The sequence below is a fragment of the Pedosphaera parvula Ellin514 genome, from assembly GCF_000172555.1.
Taxonomy (GTDB): domain Bacteria; phylum Verrucomicrobiota; class Verrucomicrobiia; order Limisphaerales; family Pedosphaeraceae; genus Pedosphaera.
The window spans coordinates 20,380-38,201 of record NZ_ABOX02000028.1; the positions used below are offsets into that span (position 1 = coordinate 20,380).

The following is a 17,822-nucleotide window of genomic DNA, read 5'->3' on the forward strand; positions in this document are numbered from 1 at the left end:
TCGACCGCATGTCTTAAGCAGCAGGATTTTACATTAAAGCTTTGTCCAGCAGATAAATCCCTGAATACGGCCAGTGCTCAAGTTCCACATCTACCAGTATGACAAGCGCTTGGTCCGCGCCGGTCTCAATCATCGCACGCTCGGCAAAATTTCTCACAACTAAGTCACGCTTGGGGTATATTTCTGTTAATACTGGAGTAGCCACCACGACGGCGTTTAGAACTGCAGATTTCACGGGATTCCAAATAGCCTCTACATTTTCGAACGTTGAATGCAGTTGCTGTTTTACTTTTGTGGAAAGTTCTCCAAATTGATCTTCAAAAGCATGTTGATCTTCATCAGGCATGTCGAGAAGCACGCAGCCGATCTCATATCGTCTTCTAACACCTTTTCTGTCTAATGCTTCAAAGATCTGTTGCCACCATTTGCTTAACGATCGTTTGGGACGTTCAAATTGAACGTCATCTGAAGAGCCCATGAAAAAAGGATCCAATTTGCTACGGAGGCGGCTAAGCACAAGAAGGACCTTGGAGTCTGGTAGAGATTTTTCCGCGAATCCAGTTTGAAGATAGTAGACTAGCAGGTCGAGTTCATCCCCAATAAACTGGCGGTGCAGCTCGAAAGCAGCGCGCCGGGTTAAATAATGCAACAACTCATAAGGCGTTGCAAAAAGTTCTAATGCAATCTCAAGGTCTGCTAGCGACACGGTCGGAACTGGAGGAACGTTAGGCCTTGCAAGGCCCGCAGCCTGCAATCCAGGAAGTTGAGTCGCTATCGGCCCAAATCTTTCCAAAGTGATGGTTAAGCAAAAAATTTGTTTAATTTTTGACGCATCAACTTTGTTTACGGCTCCTCTCTCAGTTGTAAAAGCGTGTTTCCGTGGATGATCTCGCAATAAGGCGGCGAATGCATGAGCTTGTTTTGTTGCTTCAGTGATCAATTGCTCAATTTCCTGTTTGATGCTGAGTCCCCCCCTTTTTGCTATCGGATTAATCGCACCGGACTTTTCTTCGACAATAAGGGCGATAGAGTCGAAGATCAAAAGGAGGTCGTTTTCACCTTTTTCCCCCGCATCAGGATTTTCCCATTTACTGCCTTTGAAACACTCCGCATCAGGAAACCTCTGCTGGAATAGTTGGGAAGTATATTGCTCTAAAAATTCCCCTCGTCGCTTCAAATATTTTTGTTTTAAGGCCGGACTTTGACTTATAAGTGCTTCAAACAATAGAAAGCAGAATCCTTGGAAGAGCGACAAGATCGGCCAGAATAGAATATTGGGCGTCGCTCGAATGATAGGTCGCAGCCAGATCGGGTTGGCAAGAAGTAGATGGTGTCTGTTCGAATCACGCAACTCTCCGAGTTCCATCGCCCAATTGGAAAACATCCGTTGGACGTCCGGCGCAATGGCAGTATCCGAATAGGCGTTGACGAAATCACCTGCTTCGAACGCGAATGCTGTAAGCAAGAATGAATTGCTACGGTTCAAAAGCATCACTCGAACATTCTCAAACGTCCAGCCATTATCTCTTACCCAACTCCTTACCACCTCAACTTGGATGCCGTTATCCTTGAAAACTCGTAGATACGCCTCAACAGCACCTTCCACAGTCTTCGGTTTCATGAAGGATTTGACTCTAGTGACGTGTTCTTGAAGTCGTTGGCCAGCGGATTCAAGTTGCGAGCGAACAGCATCGACCACCAAACAAACACGGATGCCAAGCTCGCCTTCGATCGCTTCTTCGAGAGGCTCGTATAGCTGCTTCAGGACACGAATGGTTTGCTCTTCATAGCCCCAGTTTCTCACCACCATGGTGTGAGTTCTCAGCATCGAACGAAACCGCAACGTAGCGATTTCTTCATCGGAAAGAGTGGCGCTGTAATCAGCAAAATCTTTTGCGCTGTATAGATATGCGACATACGACGTGAGGTCTCGAAATTCTTGGAACTCCACCCCAACTCCGGCACCTACTACTACGGCTATCGCTACTATGAACCCAACCTCCAAAGGTGGTTAAACCGTGATCCAATAAAGGAAGCGGGAGGAATTAACCTCTACGGGTATGTGGGCAACAGTCCGATCAACAAGATTGATCGATTTGGGCTTCAATATGAGCCAGTGGTAGAGGAACTAGAACCGTTATTGCAAGAATTGGAACCAGCGATAGAAAAAGTAGAAGCTGAGGTTGAGGAGGGAGTGGAAACGCTATGGAGTAAGGTTGAAGATTTTTTCTCTGACAATGCAAATCAAGCCCGGGTGAACCAAGGATTGGGCCAAGCGGCTGAAAACGCAACCGGTCTTCTAAAGAATACGACACGTATTCCGTCATTGAATGGCACGGCGTGCTATCGTATTCCTGACCTGTTGCCTCAAGGATAAATGACACCGGGGATTGGACCGGATTTGGGTATTCGTTGCCTCACATTAAATGACACCGACGTGTTTATTGTTTTTCCCTCCGTCAGGAGGGTCCTTTTGCCCCTGCTGCTGCAGCAGCAGGGGCAAAAAAATTTCTCATTCTTCCATCCCGTCCTCATTTTAAGATCGGTCTGAGTTGTTTATCCGTTTGCCTGGCCAGTTCAAAGGGATCGACGGCGTAATACCAGTCGCGCAACCGTTGCGCCTGTTTCCTACCCAGTTGTCCGCTGCTCACCAGCCGCTGGTAGGCCGTCTGCGGACGGTCGTGACGGCGAACCCAGCGGCTGCCTTCCCGATGCTTGGCCACCAGCTTGGCTGAGGGCAGAAAAAAGTTCTGCAATGGCCCCCAGGTTTCCTTGTAAAGCTGGTTGATCAAGGGCACCGCTGCCGGAGATTCCAACCGGGCATAGCCCAGAACCTGCCGCGGCCACATCCAGTTCTTCTGCTCCACATGCGCATTGTCATCTTTATGATAAGGGCGTGAGCGGGTGAGTTTTACGGGCACCACGCGCTCCTGCAGGTAACGCACCAGATGCCAGTTCAGCCATTCGCTCCCATTGTCAAAATCCATCCCCAGCAAAGGAAATGGCAGGTTTTTTTCCACGTCCCGGGTTTGCTCCAACACCCCTTGGGCACCCTTGTTCCACACGGCCCGACCTTCCGTCCACCCACTCCCCAAACACGTGTAGGTCAGGCTCCAAATGAAATCACCCGCCAGGCTGGAACCGCAATGCGCCACGCTGTCCGCCTCCAAAAATCCCGGACGTTGCTCATCCCACACTTCCCCCTGAATGGGAATCTGGGTCCGCAACAGCGTGCCGGGCCGGGTGCCACATAACCGGCGAGGGACTTCCGCTTTGAGCGGCGCCAGCAGCCGGTCCAGGGTCGCGGCACTGACCTTTCCCAAGAGCTTCTTCTGTGCTGGCAAAAGACTGCCGTAGTGCTTGCCATAATGCGGCAACCACAGGGCCAGCGCCGGTTCCAGCCGCTTGCCACAAAGCTGTTCACTGGCTTTCCAGATCCGCTCGACCACCTCACGCACCGGCTCATAGACCGGTTCGGCCCCGGGGCGCACTCCGCCCTTGGGCTTGGGCAATTGATCCCCCAACAACTTGATCGCATGCTTGCGATCATAGCCATGATGTTCACAAAACTCATCGAGCATCCGCGTTTTTCCTTCCCGCCCTCGACCGGCATACCGCCTCCGCAAACGTTCCAACTCTTCCGTCCGACAACTGCTCTTTGGCATCTTCATTCTCCAAGTTTGTCGGTGTCATTTTCCCGTGAGGCAACGTATTCCTTCAGTCCGGCTTCCCAACCTCTCTCCGGTGTCATTAATTATGAGTCAACTCGCTGACCTACTCAATCCCGCGTTAAAACTTATTGGGGACACCAAAAACGTGCAATATCTTTCGATGACTCCTCAACTTCAGGATTTTATTGCTTACGCGCAGCAAATGGGGTATCAGTTTCAATTAACTGTCTCTGCTAATACTACATTGTCATCATCGGTGATAAATGCCGTTCCAAATATCATAGTGCAACAATTACCATGAGGAGATTTTCGCAGCCAAAGCGGTCGAATAGAACTGCGGGCGAGCTGTTGAAGCAGCGAGAGCGAGACCCGCAGTATCAAGATCGCTTACAGGAACAGGAAAGGCAGCGGATAGCCGCGGGAGAAGAATTTAAGGCGGCAGTGGCGCCATTAATGGCGGAACTGGCTTCATGTGGATACGATATTGGCTCGCTTGCGGCGCTTGCACAATCCGACGCATATAAAAATACTGTTCCCATCCTAACGAAGTGGCTCGTCAAGACAACAAATCCACTCGTTAAAGAAACCATTATCAGAGCGCTGTCAGTTCCATGGGCGAGCGATGCCGCAAGAGTACTTGTGACAGAATTTCGTAACACTCCTGATAGTGCGAATACGGGGTTGAAGTGGACCATTGGCAGCGCCCTTGAGATACTTGCTGACGACGAGATTTCTGACGATCTTATCGATTTGATAGAGGATAAGCGTCACGGCATTGCTCGACAAATGCTAGCCATTGCGTTGGGGAAAACAAAAAATCCTCGAGCAATGGCTGTGCTTATCAAGCTGCTTGAGGATGATGAAGTTTCTGGACATGCTATTATCGGGTTGAGAAAGCTAAATGCTAAAGAATGCCTGCCGACCATTGAACGCTTCATTAACCATCCGAAGGCTTGGATTCGCCGAGAAGCGAAAAAAACTGTCAATAAACTAAAAGACATGGGGCATTAGTGGGTTGAGAATACCATCCTCGCCGTCCTCAACAATAGACGGCAACCAATAGCAGGCTTTTGGCCAACTTTTCCGATGGCGGTACCGGTCACAGCTTCACGTTACTCACGGCCCTGTCTCTAAGTTAATAAAATAAATCCGATTAGTCCTATGAATCCTAATCGAGTTAACTACATTAACTCCGCAGAGTCATTCTTGAATCAAAACAGATGAAACTACCGTACAAAGAAGGAACCTGGTTCGCTGTCCCACTCCGACAAGGTGGTTTTGCCATAGGTGTAGTTGCGCGGGCTACTGCGAAAGGAAAAGTCATCCTCGGCTACTTTTTCGGGCCACGGCGGATGTCGGTTCCAACACTGGAAGAGGTGGAAACTTTGAACCCACAGAACGCCATTCGTAAGCTTCAGGTCGGCGACCTTTCACTAGTTAAAGGTGAGTGGCCAATCATCGGCCTTTCCAAATCATGGGAGCGGGCGGATTGGCCAATGCCGGTCTTCATCCGCCGCGATCCTCTGCGGCCCAAGGCTTGGCTGGTCTATCGCTCGGACACCGACCCCAATGTTGTTATTAGAGAAGAACCCGCGCCAAATGGACTCACAGGTTTGGAAAATGATTCATTATCAGGTGCGGGTGCTGCCGAAATTGTATTAACCAGGCTACTCACGAAGTGAGCGCTTTTGATATAGCTACGGGAGAATAGCGACAACTCCTGAACGAAAGGCGATGATGGTCAAGTATCGTATATATTTTTACAATTCAGAAACCGGAGAAACGGTTTTGCCGAAAAACGCTGTCGAGAGCGACCTCTTGCGCTCCCAAACCTTGTTTTTAAGTCTAAAGCAGCCGGACAGCTTTATCGGTTTTGAAACCGGGAATAACACAGTGATTCAATTACTCCTTCAGAAAAATGCCATGTGGTGGCTGGAACTACTGGATACCAGCAAACCCAAAGCCATTGGAACTCAAATCAATATTCCAATGGCAGAACGTGCCATTGAACTGATATATTCTGGCGATGTGAATCTCATTCGGTTCAAAGCTGAATATCCGTTCTTGCAGTGGAAGGAAGTTAGCTCGGAGCGGTCGTAATAATATTGCTTCGTAATTCTTAAGGTGTGCAGAAAGAGCATTGGCTAGGACAATGTCTTAAGCACCGGAGGAATCAGGTCCATGGAAACTTTTTGGCCGAATGCAACACGGCCAATCTTCTCAGCCAGGACGAATTTGATTTCACCGCTGCTTACTTTCTTGTCGAGCATCATGGCGGCGAACAAACGTTTCATTTGACCGGCATTAAGCTTCACCTTTATCGGGAGACCAGATCGCTTAAATAATTTGCGGATGCGATCGACGTCTTCACGGGGCAGGCCGAGCACTTGGGCGGAGAGTTCGGCGGCGGCAACCTGACCGATGGAGATGGCTTCGCCGTGAAGATATTTGCCGTAACCTGAAATGGCTTCCAAACCGTGACCTATCGTGTGGCCGAAGTTCAGGATGGCGCGAAGCCCGCTTTCGGTTTCATCCTGCCCGACGACATCGGCCTTGATCTCACAACTGCGTGCGATGACGCTCGCGAGTGCGTTGATATCCCGCTTGAGGAGTTTGGGCATGTTCCGTTCCAAATCAGCGAACATCGGTGCGTCGTAAATAATGCCATACTTGATGACTTCAGCCAGACCGGAGCGGTATTCGCGAAGCGGCAGGGTATTTAGCGTATCCAAATCGCAGAGGACGAGGCGCGGCTGATAAAATGCGCCGACAAGATTCTTTCCAGCTTTCAGGTTCACCCCAACCTTGCCGCCAACGGAACTATCGACTTGAGACAGCAGAGTCGTTGGAACCTGGACAAAAGCAATCCCGCGCAAATATGTGGCCGCGACGAAACCAGCGAGGTCGCCCACGACGCCACCACCCAGTGCAACGATGAAGGACTTGCGCTCCAGGCGATGCTTCGCAAGTTGATCATAACAGGATTGGACTGACTTAAGACTCTTGGACGACTCTCCTGCAGGGAAAGTAATCAGAACTGGATCAAAGCCTGCCTTTTTGAGTGAAGCCAGCGCGGTTTTGGCAAACTTGGGAGCGACGTTGCTGTCGGAGATAATGGCGCAACGCTGGCCAAGACCGAGCTTGGAGCATTCACTTCCTAGGCTCTTGAGCAAGTTGCGATCAATGAGAATATTATAACTGCGGTTGCCCAAGGGCACGTTGACACTTCGCATGGAGCAACAATAGGGATTCCAGACTGAATCCCGCAAGCCTTAGGTTATTTGAATCCATTCGAGAAGTGCGGGTTTAATTTGTTTTGAAGATGGAATAAAAGCGTTGGGAATCTTTACCACCGCTGGTGTCCACCCAGGAAGCACTTGAACCTGCGGCGGTGATCGTAGTGCCAAAGTCGTTCCAATTATCACTCAGCCTGGTTTTGTAGAGCACATGATACGAACCACCCGACTGGCTCGGCCAGGTGAGTTTCACGCCATTGGCATTTACTTGAATTGAAATTCCAGTGACGTTGGTGCTCCCGGTGATGGTCACAGTATCATTCTCCGGCCAGCCGATGGTGTAGCCTGGGGAAGGAAAGTCATCAGTGATCGCCACGGTCACTGTTTCAGAACCGGACTGGCCCGCGCCAACAGGAATGACATCGAGAGTGGCCGAGGCTTGCCCGGCGGGAATGACGATAATGCCGGGAGTGTTGTTCGGCGAAACCTGAAAATCACTCTGGGCGGCAGTGCCGGCAAAGAAGTAATGGACGGCCAGGTCGGTGCTCGTATCTCCAACACGCGTAATAGTGAACGTGCCATGCGAGGAGTTTAGCCGTGAAGCAGTGGGCGTTGTCGCCATGATAGTAACGGTCGGATTGCCGGGCGGAGGTGGTGGCGGTCCGGTGCCAACGGTAACTGTCGAGAAAATTCCCTGGCTGGCGTTGTAATAGGTTCCGCTGCCACTGAGCTCCAGTTTCACTGCGCGAACCATGTAGGTGAAAGTACCGGATGGCACGGTGGCATCGGTGTAGGAGGTGTTGGTCACGGGCGAATTGTTCACGCGGATGAATGGGCCGTTGGCATCTGCTGAACGATAGATGTTGTAGCCGATTACGGAATCGCCTGAGCCGTTCCAGGAAACATAGACTCCACCCGGGTTTGCGCTCAGGTATAAATTGGACGGTGGCGCCACTACATGCATGCGCAAAGCGGGGTCGCCCATGAGTGCAATGTGAACGTAGCCCGCATACTCGTTTAAGTCATTTTGGTAGAGACCGTACTGGCCATTGTTTTGAGTCAGACGCGTGCTGTAGCCGATCGGTTGCCCTAAAGCCATGTGGTGGCAAAACCAATGCGGACGACCACTCCAACCGCAGGCAAGACCGTAGGTTGGTGTCGCCAAAATGGAGCGCATCAAATCATCCTGCACATCCCAATCACCCAGCCAACTGCCGAAGATCAGCGTAAAGACCGCCTGTACATTGTTGCCTACAATATCGGTCGTGGTGCCGGTGTAATAATTCCCCTGGTTGCCGATGCCGTTGATGCTGCTCCATTCACCGGGGCCGCAGGCATAGGCCCAAAGGTAAGGGTTGGAGTTCAGCCATCGAATCCATGACCCTTCGTTCGGCAAGGAATCGATATTATTTGCTCCGAAGAAAGGAGCAAAGTTGCGCCAACCGCTGGCAGCGAAAGCTTCACCATCATAAAAGCCAAAGTAATCGCCCACCACTCCGCGCCGGGGCACATCGATTTGTTTGAAGCGAAAGTTATGATCCTTATTCAGATAGTTGCGCAGCAGGTCGAGTTCGCTCGGGAACGAGGGTGGGCTGTTCCAGGTGTTTTGACCGGGCATGTTCGCCAAGTCTACGCGGCCGACCATGAGTCGAACGGTGCCCGGTATGGTGGATTGATCAAATTTGCCGTCGTACGGGACGTTATGGTTGCGCGAGTCACTGGCGTTCACATCGTAAACCCAATAATCCGTCCAGTTGCCGTCCATGTCGCCATAATAAACATCTGCCGGCCAGGCGCCCTGGTGATCAGGAGGATGTCCGTCAGGGGAGATATCGCCGGAGTAGGGAACAGGCACATGACCAAAGAGGAAGACAGCCTTCACATTTTGTGGGTCGCCATTGTATTGGCCTTGAATCCATGACTTCACACTTTGGACCGAATCGCCGCGACCAACGTCCTGGCGCACTACGGACCATCCATCACCAACGAGGTCTTGTTGCAAAAGGCTAAGTTCATTTGCCAAGTCGGAGGCGTAAGTGTTATCAACCACGAGCAGCAGGGTGCCACGGGATTCAATCAATGGCGCATCGATGCCCGCATAATTGTAACCATAGCTGGTATAAGCCGAGGCCTGTTTTACGATTTGGTATTCGTAAGTGCCGCCGTCATTGACGTTGTAATCGGTGTAACTGGTGGAGTTGCCAGAGAGCGTGGTTCCGGAACCCCAATCTGTGGCATCAAGGGATTTGCGGTAGATAGTGTAGCTGTTGGGAATGCCGAGAGTATCCTGCGGCCATGTCAAAGTAATTTGAGGTGGCGATGACTGAACATACGCGCTGACGCGAACGGAGTATTCCCACGTGGCATCGACAGCCAAAGCGGTTCTCAGCCCAAGCGCCCAACAGAGCAACACGATGACGCTGAGTTTCGTTTTAAAAGTCTTTACAAAAGCATTCAGGCGTATGTGCCAGCCTGCCTCGGACCGGGGGACCTTCCGATATATCATACGGGTTTCCTTTATACTTCTGCATGGGCGCTAAGGTGGTCGAGAGAGCTCGATCCTGCAATTGGGGTCTAAACCTGAAAAGGCCGGGTAATTTGACTGAGTTTGAAAGGTGGTTTCCACCACCATGGCAGATCAGGTGCCAAGGTGGAAATGGTGCAGTCGGGCCAATGCGGATATTCAGGATGATCCCTGATTGCGCTTGAAAGATCGCCCTGTTTCGCATTCAAGTATTAGCGAATCATGAAATACCTTTGTTGTTTGCTGATCTTGATTTCGCTTCAGTCGCCTGCGTGTCTGCGAGCAGAAAGTTCAAATACTCTTTGCGTGATGAGTTTCAACCTGCGGTATGCTGACCTGAAGAAACCGCATGCGTGGCCGGATCGCAGGCCGGCGATGCAGGAGTGCATCAAGAGCGTTTCGCCGGACGTCATGGGGACACAGGAGGGGTTGTATGGACAGATCAAGGATATAGCCAGCGATCTGCCGGATTATGATTGGATCGGGCTGGGGCGAAATGGTGGCAGCCGGAGTGAATTCATGGCGGTATTTTATCGCAAGTCGCGGTTGGAACCGATGGAATACGATCATTTCTGGCTCTCCGACACACCGGACGTGATCGGCTCATCGACGTGGGGCAACAAGAACCGGCGCATGGTCACGTGGGTGCGTTTCAAGGACCGCCAGACGGGCAAGGAATTTTATTTCTTCAACACCCATTTCGATCACGAAGTTCAGAAGGCGCGAGAGAAGAGTGCGGAATTGGTGCGTCAACGCATCGAGGGATTGAAGACTGAGTTGCCAGTGATCCTGGGCGGTGATTTTAATGGGGGTGCAGGGACGAATGCAGCGTATAAGATTTTGATGGAGGGAGATTTTCTGAAGGATACCTGGGTCACTGCGCCGCAACATCGGGGAAACGTGGTCGGAACTTTCCATGGGTATCACAAGGCGGTGCCGAATGGACCGCGCATTGATTGGATTTTGACGCGTGGGCCGGTGACGGCGGAAGCAGCGGAAGTTATTACATTTTCCAAGAGTGGCGAAATGCCGAGTGATCATTTTCCGATTGCGACATGGCTGGAATTTAGATGAGAGTTGAGAGTAGGTTGAGTAGCCTCTCTCATAATGAATACTTCAAGGCTTTTGGAATAGTGTTACGTTGAGTGTGGATGGGGGTGATGTTTATGGCGGACAGGCGGATAAGAAGTTTTGAAGGACGACGCGGGACGCAGATGGCAGGTGCACACATGTTGAGGGGAACGAAAGGGCGCACGCATGCTGCGCTGGTATCGAGCAGCGGAACGGGAGAAATTCATGTGGTGATGCCCGATGAAAATGAGGGACAGCGTCCACTCCGCCGGAGGCGTGAGAAGAGGGTGTGTTAGTGGAAAATCCCTTTCAAATGCAGAGGGACTCGGATAAGCGCAGATTATGAAAAGCCGAGGACGGGGTGGGGGACGTAGGATTCTTCAAGGGCTTTGATTTCTTCGAGGGTGAGTTTCAATTTCAAGGCGGCAAGGGCGTCATCAAGGTGATGCGGTTTGGAAGCGCCGATGATGGGGGCGGTGACTGCTGCTTTGTGCAGGAGCCAGGCGAGGGCAACTTGAGCGGGCGGGACGCTTTTGGCTTTGGCAACCTGACCAACGCGTTCGACAACACGGCGATCGGCTTCCTGGGTTTTGCTGTAGAGGAATTTTCCGAATTCATCCGTCCCGGCGCGGGCCGTGGAGGGTTCGTCTTCCCATGGACGGGCGAGTCGACCGCGTGCGAGCGGGCTCCAGGGAATCACGCCGATGCCTTCGGACTGGCACAAGGGAATCATCTCACGTTCTTCTTCGCGATAGAGCAGGTTGTAATGATTCTGCATGGAAACGAAGCGTGTCCAACCGTTTTGATCGGCGAGATGCAAGGCTTTGCAGAATTGCCAGGAATACATGGAGGAAGCGCCGATGTAACGGGCCTTGCCGGATTTGACGACGTCGTGCAGCGCTTCGAGGGTTTCTTCGATGGGTGTTTCGTAATCCCAGCGATGAATCTGGTAGAGATCGACGTAGTCCATGCCGAGTCGTTGCAGGCTGGCATCGATGGCGGTCATGATGGCCTTGCGAGAAAGTCCACCGGTGTTTGGCTTTTTGCGCCAGGGATAAAAGACTTTCGTGGCGAGAACAATTTCGTCGCGTTTGGCAAAATCGCGGAGAGCGCGACCGACGATTTCTTCGCTGGTGCCATCGGAGTAGCTATTGGCGGTGTCGAAGAAATTGATGCCGACATCGAGTGCTCGTTGAATGAAAGGACGGCTTTGCTCCTCGTTGAGCGTCCAAGGATGACTGCCGCGTTCCGGCACCCCGTAGGTCATGCAGCCGAGGCACAGGCGGGAGACTTTTAAGCCGGTTTTGCCAAAATTTACGTAATCCATAATTCCCATCTCGTTGTTGAATGTAGTTTAAATGAAGTGGGATGGTTGTGCGAGTATTGAGATTATCGGATGCGACTTTAGAGGATGAAGTTGAGAGGGGAAGAATTAGAAGCGCAGGGACCAGTTTCTCCAGACTATTACAGACTATAATTCGTTAGTAATAGTGACCTTGTCAGTGGCCAGAAGGAGGACGGAGACGTCTTTGGGCAGCGCGGATTAAACCCACTGCTTCAGGATGATCCTGTTGTTCAGCCAGGGCAACGGCGTCATATCTTCCGAATTCCCTTTCGGGATCTGGATCATCTGTCGCTGTGGCAAAAGGGTCGGCGCCGGCAGCAAGCAAAAGTTTTATATTTTCCAAATGACCATTATAAGCTGCATAGATGAGGGCGGTGTGGCCGTGCGTCCCCCGTGTGTTCACATTTGCCCCTTTATCCAGGAGCATTTTCAAAATCTGAGGATAGGGACGTTTGGCAACCTCCATTAAGGCCGTGGTGCCGGCATTATTCTTTTTGTCCACCTTAGCCCCTTTGGCCATTAACAGTTTCACGACTTCAGCGTGTCCTTCCCGGGCAGCAGCCATGAGAGGATTATAAAATTCCCCACCGCTGTCCGCAGAACCAAAAAGGTCCACATCCCCACCTCGTGAGAGTAAAAACGCAGCGACTTCGAGCTTTCCGTTTTGACAGGCATAGACGAGAGGAGTCATACCATTTTTAGCTCTTCCATCCACTTTAGCGCCGTGGTCCAGGAGGGTTTGGATGACCTGGAGATTTCCGCCATGGACGGCAAAGGCGAGAGTTGTTGAGCCTTCGTCACTAGAACTCCGCCCGTTGGCGTTGGCACCTTTCGCAAGGAGCGCTTTCGTAATCTCCAGATTGCCGATTTTGGCCGCGAATATGAGGGGTGTCCAACCTTCTACATTGCGAGCATCGACGTGCGCACCATGATTTAACGCTTCAGTCAGCGGATTTATTTCGCCATGTTCAGCGGCGGAAAGGAGCGTTGCGTCCCAATCTTCGGCCGACAGGTTCACAACCGCGATCCCGCCCCAAAGGAAACTAAAGAGGACGGTTTGCCAAAATGTTACGATTGCGCTCCTAAAAATCATGTTCTGTTTCCAAGTTCATTCATCCGGCTTCCAGCCATGTTAGCAATAATGCGACCAACCATAACCCGTTTGCAGGAAGTGCCTCGTGACTGGCAAAAGGTCGTGCCAATGAAACCGTTGGCCGACGATTTGCTCCAGATGACAAGCAAGGATGGGAGCATGGCAACTGTCCAAATGCTAAACAGATTATGTCCAGTTTTAATTGTTTTAAACCCGGGAGGCGCAGTTGCAGCCACGGTATTCTTCCAATGTTGTTCCTCCTGCTAACGATGCTCGGAGGATTTACCGTCTGGGTGACTGATAGTTCAGCTGCGGCGGAGCGGGGCGTCAAATCCCATGCTGTACGACTCGGGATTGGCAGGTTCAATTTGGGAGTGGAGCCGAATGCTGAGCAATCGAGCGCACTTTTAGCCGATCTGCTGACTGCCCGGTTGTCCGAAGTAAAGGAGGTGGAGCTGGTAGAGAGACAGGCCATGGATCGGATTGTAAAGGAAATGTCATTGTCGCTTTCCCAACCAATGAAAGCGAGCGAGGCCGTCCAGGTTGGAAAACTAGCTGGTGCAGAGTGGCTGTTGACTGGATCCCGTCAGAAGTCGGGTGGCATCGACTCGCTCGTAATAAAAATATTGGACGCACAGACCGGGCAAATTCGTGATCTGGCACTGATTCCTGTTCAGAACAATGACGTGAATCAGACCGGCGACCGCATCGTAGATTTTGTGAAAAATTCCACCAGGATTTATTCACATCATGAACAACGTATCGTGTTTGGAATCGGCAACTTCGAAAATTTGAGTGTCGATGATCGGTTCGGCAGTTTTGGCAATGCACTTCGGACGAGTCTTGAGAGCTCTCATCAAGGAACACGGGTTTCCATTGTTGAACGTTCACAGATGGATGCATTGTATAGTGAGCTGCGTTTAAACCTCGCGGGATTGACAGAAAATAATGGCTCCACTCCCACGATTCGTCCGGCTTTTGTGCTGGTTGATGGGATTTATCGAACGTTTCAGGATACTCAATTCAAGATAAGTCTGGTGCTAAGGGTGCAAAGGATCGGAGGCATTGTGAAAACATTCAGTTTCAAGGAAATCCCTGGGGCCGAGCTGGATGTCAAAATCGCCAAGGCCATTGATTCTGTCATCGAAAATACTGACGGCACGCACCCCCCCACCTTAAAACAAAAGGAGTCTCAGGAGCATTTCGAAAGGGGCAAAGCGCTTTCCAGTTTGAGAACTTTGGTTGATGGTTATTCTTTCATTGGAGGGTATTTGATTAGTGAAAATAAGGAAAAGCGCCGGGAGAACATCGAAGCTGCCGTGCAGGAATTCCAGGCGGCTCTGCTCCTGCAACCCGAGTGGGACGAAGCCAAGATGTACCTGGCTTTTTGCTTGTGCTCGCCGGACATAGATAGACCCGAACAGGCAAGAGATTATTATCAGGAGGTTATGTCCACCGGTTCGGACGCAAAGATGCGGGAGTTGGCACGCACACTTTTCATACGATCTTACTTACAGCGGGATGACCGGAAGGCAATCCAATTGCTTTCCGCCGAGGCGGAAAGTACCACGAATGCGGACCGTCGGCTAAGGGTTTTCCGAATGATGGAGGAACCTGCAACGCAGCTTTTTCAAGCTGGAAAGATGTCAGCGGAGGAAAGGGTCGAGTATGCAAAGAAAATGGCGTTTGCGGCCTGTGAAAGAGATTTGGCATTTGCCGGGACAGTCAAGGAGAAGGATATGGACTGTTATCACATCGTCGACGGGTTTTTCAGCGAAGTCTGTTTGTTTTTACCGCGCGATAATGCACACAAGTACATCGAACAAATTTCTGATGTGATGGTGAAAGAGTTTCCAAGCATGGAGGTTTATATTCTTGGCTGTGCGTTCGTGCACGTTCCAATTGAGTCGGGACGCCATCCCAACCGACTTCGTGAGTTGTTGGCCGTTCTGGCTGGAAGTCCCGAAATAGTCAAAGCTCAAAGCCGAAGGAATCATGATTTGTTTTTACGCATTGTGGAACGGTCCATGTCCGGGAAGCTTTATGACCTGGCTGAGAAAGCTGGAACGATTGTTACGATGTTCCACGATCAAGACATGGGATGGGCGGGAAAAGAATTTCAAATTTGCATGGCTTACTGCGATCGCGAGCAGGGACGCTGGCGCGAAGCCCTGGCTGCGTTTGAATCCATGGGTAAATTGGAGATGTTGATTGGTCCTGAAGGCCCGTGGGGGAAGGAAAGAACCGAATTTAGCGCGGAAAAGGCAGCGGAGGAATGTCGTCAACATCTGGGTATTGCCGGACATTTACCAGCGGATTCTGAGGACCAGGCGAAGCGTGCACCCGGGAAGTTTTCCCTTGGAAAGTCCCTGGCGACACTCGGGCAGAATTTTTTGATTGCGTGCGACGGGAACCGCATCTGGATGGCGGACGGTTGTTTGCTATTTGAATATGATAAAAGCGAGGAAACGTATCGAGAAATAAAGCTGCCAGATGGTATAGAGCACGAAATTACCTGCATTTGTGTGGATAAGGAGCAGGTTTGGTTAGGCACTGCCGGAAATGGCATCCTGGAATTGAACAAACATACGGCACAAATTAAAGTTTATCGCGACGGGCTGTTTCTTCCGAATATTAGTTCTTTATTTCTAAGTGGAAACCGACTCTGGATCGGCTATGGCAAGCGGAGCGAAGGAGGAGTTGGTTACATGGATCTCCCGAGCAAACAAGTGCATGGACTTGGTGTCGAACTGAACGAGAAAAGCCTGCAAACCGTCACCAGTGGACTTTCTCGACACTTTGTAGGCAACCCAGAGCATGGTCCGCCAAAGGAAAGAATCGCGAGTTTTTCTCAAATCATCCCGGACGAACTTTGGGTTTTGGTTCGAGGGGTTGGTCTGAAGCGCTATTATGTAAGCAAAGATGAATGGAGGCTCAGTGTTGATGAATGGAATTCGTTGAATAGCACGATAAAGATTGATCGATCCACCTTTCGAGCCGTGGTCGCCACCCCGAATGCATTCGTGATGGCCAGTGACAGTTATGCTGGTGGGATCGATATTTACGATCGGGAAAAGCAACAACACCTTGTGGTTCCACTTCTAAAATGCCTGCGGGAGGAAAATGGCTATCGATTCAAGGGAGTAAAAGCATTGGCACTTGATGGAGGCCGCGTTTGGGCCGGGGGAGAAGGTTTTTTAGCACTTATCAATATAGCCACAGGCAGGGTGGAGAAGCTATGTGATTTGCGACACGAAGGCGTGGTTATTAAATCCGTTCAGGTTGAAGGCGATGACCTGTGGGTCTCAGCTGGAAACAAGCTGTATCGTTTGCCCCGAGAGCCAGCTCATGAGGTAAAATAGAGAATTTTTTGGGGCGCAAGTTGAGAGAGATGGTCTACTTCATGTACTGAGTTGGTTGCGTAACTCGCGAGGGAGATTAGGGTGCGGGGCGCAAGTCTCTCCAGACGGGCAATGTTCCTTACCAACGCAAGTGAAAGTGCCTGGCGGTGGGATTGAATTCCTGGGTGCTGGTGCGGAAGTGGGGTGATTTGAAATTATCAGAGTTGGAATTTTACGAGGGGAAGCAGCGGGCGAATTGTTTGAGGAGGGCGATTTTTCCTTTGAGGCGGATGCGGCGGGTGAGGAGAGCCCAAAGGATGTTGCGTTCTTTGCGAAGAAAGCCGAGCCAGGTGGTGGCGTCGGCGGTGACGTGGAGGTTGGGCGTGCCGATGAGTCCTTCCTGAACTGTGAGGCGTTTGTCGCGGATGGTGATGGTGGCATTGACAGATTCCGCGCCGGTAAAAGTAAAATGGTAGGTGACATCCAGGCCGGCAGATTGATTGGGCTGAAAGGCGACATGGAGGCGATTCAGTAATTGGGCAATGGAGGAAACGTAGAGACCGTTGTGCACTTGCTTTACGGTTTTGCAGGGGAATCGTTTTTTGACGTGGTCCTCGGCATCGGAACCGGGGATGACGTAAATGGTTTCCTTCTTTTCCTGCAGCGGGCGGAGGATGTCGGTGACGAATTGCTTTTTATTGGTGAGAAAACGACTGATGACGTCTTCACCGGCAGGACAGACGGCAAGACAGTAGGCCGCCTTGTAATTGGCACCGAAGGAGAGGCTTTGCCACATCGAGGTGGTTTCGGCACCGGTGACACGGCTCCGGTAATCGCGGGCGTTGCGACTATCGGCGATGGTCTCGACCCAATCATTGAAGCCGCCCATGAATTCGCGATAGTTATGGGTGTAGCAGGCGGAAAAATTAAAATGGCCGTCCGCGTGGATGGCTCCGACGGGACAGGCGGCAACGCAGAGTTTACATTCGACGCAGGGATTGTAATCGATTGGGTGGGAGTATTGAGTGACTTCGGCATCAATCAATATGGTGCCGAGAAGGATGAAACTGCCGAACTTGGGGTGAATGACATTGCGATGGATGCCCATGCGGCCGAGTCCGGCGGCTTCAGCAAGCGGTTTATGCGAGATGACCCAGAGCCGGCCGGGGAAACGATCGGCTTCCATTGGAAAACCGGCACTGATATTGAGCGCGCGGATGGATTTTCGTTCCAGTTCGCGGCTAATATTGTGGCCAACTTCGCTGATGATGTCGCTTGCTTGATGAAATTCCTTGTTGGCGAGGGAGCGGAATGGTGAGCGGATGGGCTCGCGATTCATGCGACAGGTGAAGCTGATGAGGGTGCGAGTGCCGGGCAGGGCAGTGAGGATATCGGCGCGCTCGGGGTCGAGGGCGGGGCGATTTAACTCAACGAATCCGACGTCGTCGGCACCGAGTTCAAGGCAAAGCTGGCGGAGAGAATCGGCGTTGAGAATTTGCCTGGAAGAGGAGGCCGAAGGTGAAGCGGTGGAGGCATTCATA

Annotated in this window: 14 protein-coding genes; 7 read left to right on the forward strand and 7 right to left on the reverse strand. The window is 51.3% G+C overall.

The annotated features are described in order from the left end of the window. Positions 1 to 28 precede the first annotated feature (28 nt). A complete protein-coding gene (locus CFLAV_RS19570) occupies positions 29 to 1,951 on the reverse strand; it encodes a hypothetical protein (RefSeq protein WP_150107505.1) in 1,923 nt (640 codons plus the stop codon). Here CFLAV_RS19570 and CFLAV_RS19575 point away from each other — a divergent pair. Beyond that, on the forward strand, positions 1,940 to 2,377 hold the full coding sequence (locus CFLAV_RS19575; RefSeq protein ID WP_007416547.1) for an RHS repeat-associated core domain-containing protein: 438 nt from the start codon (positions 1,940 to 1,942) through the stop codon (positions 2,375 to 2,377). The genes CFLAV_RS19570 and CFLAV_RS19575 overlap by 12 nt on opposite strands. A gap of 154 nt (positions 2,378 to 2,531) precedes the next feature. Here the strand turns inward: CFLAV_RS19575 and CFLAV_RS19580 are convergent, their stop codons facing one another. Then, positions 2,532 to 3,671: a hypothetical protein gene (locus tag CFLAV_RS19580; protein WP_083808748.1), complete on the reverse strand. Its 1,140-nt coding sequence runs from the start codon at positions 3,669 to 3,671 to the stop codon at positions 2,532 to 2,534. Between the two features lie 85 nt (positions 3,672 to 3,756). Here CFLAV_RS19580 and CFLAV_RS19585 point away from each other — a divergent pair, with 85 nt between their 5' ends. The 4 genes from CFLAV_RS19585 to CFLAV_RS19600 all read left to right on the forward strand — a co-directional run bounded on the left by CFLAV_RS19585 (position 3,757) and on the right by CFLAV_RS19600 (position 5,771). Beyond that, positions 3,757 to 3,972, forward strand: a complete 216-nt coding sequence (locus CFLAV_RS19585; RefSeq protein ID WP_007416548.1) for a putative toxin — start codon at positions 3,757 to 3,759, stop codon at positions 3,970 to 3,972. Further along, on the forward strand, positions 3,969 to 4,682 hold the full coding sequence (locus tag CFLAV_RS19590) for a HEAT repeat domain-containing protein (protein WP_007416549.1): 714 nt from the start codon (positions 3,969 to 3,971) through the stop codon (positions 4,680 to 4,682). Before CFLAV_RS19585 ends, CFLAV_RS19590 begins: the two co-directional genes overlap by 4 nt. A gap of 209 nt (positions 4,683 to 4,891) precedes the next feature. Continuing rightward, on the forward strand, positions 4,892 to 5,353 hold the full coding sequence (locus CFLAV_RS19595; RefSeq protein WP_007416550.1) for an immunity 26/phosphotriesterase HocA family protein: 462 nt from the start codon (positions 4,892 to 4,894) through the stop codon (positions 5,351 to 5,353). 106 nt (positions 5,354 to 5,459) lie between these two features. Continuing rightward, a complete protein-coding gene (locus tag CFLAV_RS19600) occupies positions 5,460 to 5,771 on the forward strand; it encodes a hypothetical protein (RefSeq protein WP_150107506.1) in 312 nt (103 codons plus the stop codon). Between the two features lie 44 nt (positions 5,772 to 5,815). Here the strand turns inward: CFLAV_RS19600 and aroB are convergent, their stop codons facing one another. Both aroB and CFLAV_RS19610 read right to left on the reverse strand, forming a co-directional pair. Then, a complete protein-coding gene (aroB, locus tag CFLAV_RS19605; RefSeq protein WP_007416552.1) occupies positions 5,816 to 6,904 on the reverse strand; it encodes a 3-dehydroquinate synthase in 1,089 nt (362 codons plus the stop codon). Between the two features lie 73 nt (positions 6,905 to 6,977). Further along, entirely contained in the window at positions 6,978 to 9,413 is a 2,436-nt protein-coding gene (locus CFLAV_RS19610) for a fibronectin type III domain-containing protein (RefSeq protein WP_007416553.1), read from the reverse strand. Positions 9,414 to 9,740: 327 nt separating this feature from the next. On the opposite strand from CFLAV_RS19610, the gene CFLAV_RS19615 reads away from it, so the two are divergent. Continuing rightward, positions 9,741 to 10,505 (forward strand): endonuclease/exonuclease/phosphatase family protein, encoded by a 765-nt coding sequence (locus CFLAV_RS19615; protein WP_007416554.1) that lies wholly within the window; start codon positions 9,741 to 9,743, stop codon positions 10,503 to 10,505. 337 nt (positions 10,506 to 10,842) lie between these two features. On the opposite strand, the gene CFLAV_RS19620 is transcribed toward CFLAV_RS19615, so the two are convergent. Then, the gene (locus tag CFLAV_RS19620; protein WP_040549526.1) at positions 10,843 to 11,829 is read right to left on the reverse strand and encodes an aldo/keto reductase; all 987 of its coding nucleotides are present in this window, start codon (positions 11,827 to 11,829) and stop codon (positions 10,843 to 10,845) included. Between the two features lie 172 nt (positions 11,830 to 12,001). Then, positions 12,002 to 12,940 carry an ankyrin repeat domain-containing protein gene (locus CFLAV_RS19625; protein WP_007416557.1) on the reverse strand — a complete coding sequence of 313 codons (939 nt, stop codon included), beginning with the start codon at positions 12,938 to 12,940 and terminating at the stop codon, positions 12,002 to 12,004. 248 nt (positions 12,941 to 13,188) lie between these two features. Between CFLAV_RS19625 and CFLAV_RS19635 the strand changes: the two genes are divergently transcribed. Further along, positions 13,189 to 16,302, forward strand: a complete 3,114-nt coding sequence (locus CFLAV_RS19635) for a CsgG/HfaB family protein (RefSeq protein WP_007416558.1) — start codon at positions 13,189 to 13,191, stop codon at positions 16,300 to 16,302. 211 nt (positions 16,303 to 16,513) lie between these two features. On the opposite strand, the gene CFLAV_RS19640 is transcribed toward CFLAV_RS19635, so the two are convergent. Next, positions 16,514 to 17,821 carry a 4Fe-4S binding protein gene (locus CFLAV_RS19640; protein WP_007416559.1) on the reverse strand — a complete coding sequence of 436 codons (1,308 nt, stop codon included), beginning with the start codon at positions 17,819 to 17,821 and terminating at the stop codon, positions 16,514 to 16,516. Position 17,822 lies beyond the last annotated feature (1 nt).

Coding starts and splice junctions, on each gene's coding strand:
- CFLAV_RS19590 (WP_007416549.1), top strand. CDS start 3,969: ATGAGGAGATTTTCGCAGCCAAAGCGGTCGAATAGAACTGCGGGCGAG.
- CFLAV_RS19640 (WP_007416559.1), bottom strand. CDS start 17,821: ATGAATGCCTCCACCGCTTCACCTTCGGCCTCCTCTTCCAGGCAAATT.
- CFLAV_RS19580 (WP_083808748.1), bottom strand. CDS start 3,671: ATGAAGATGCCAAAGAGCAGTTGTCGGACGGAAGAGTTGGAACGTTTG.
- CFLAV_RS19625 (WP_007416557.1), bottom strand. CDS start 12,940: ATGATTTTTAGGAGCGCAATCGTAACATTTTGGCAAACCGTCCTCTTT.
- CFLAV_RS19595 (WP_007416550.1), top strand. CDS start 4,892: ATGAAACTACCGTACAAAGAAGGAACCTGGTTCGCTGTCCCACTCCGA.
- CFLAV_RS19635 (WP_007416558.1), top strand. CDS start 13,189: ATGTTGTTCCTCCTGCTAACGATGCTCGGAGGATTTACCGTCTGGGTG.
- aroB (WP_007416552.1), bottom strand. CDS start 6,904: ATGCGAAGTGTCAACGTGCCCTTGGGCAACCGCAGTTATAATATTCTC.
- CFLAV_RS19610 (WP_007416553.1), bottom strand. CDS start 9,413: ATGATATATCGGAAGGTCCCCCGGTCCGAGGCAGGCTGGCACATACGC.
- CFLAV_RS19620 (WP_040549526.1), bottom strand. CDS start 11,829: ATGGATTACGTAAATTTTGGCAAAACCGGCTTAAAAGTCTCCCGCCTG.
- CFLAV_RS19585 (WP_007416548.1), top strand. CDS start 3,757: ATGAGTCAACTCGCTGACCTACTCAATCCCGCGTTAAAACTTATTGGG.
- CFLAV_RS19615 (WP_007416554.1), top strand. CDS start 9,741: ATGAGTTTCAACCTGCGGTATGCTGACCTGAAGAAACCGCATGCGTGG.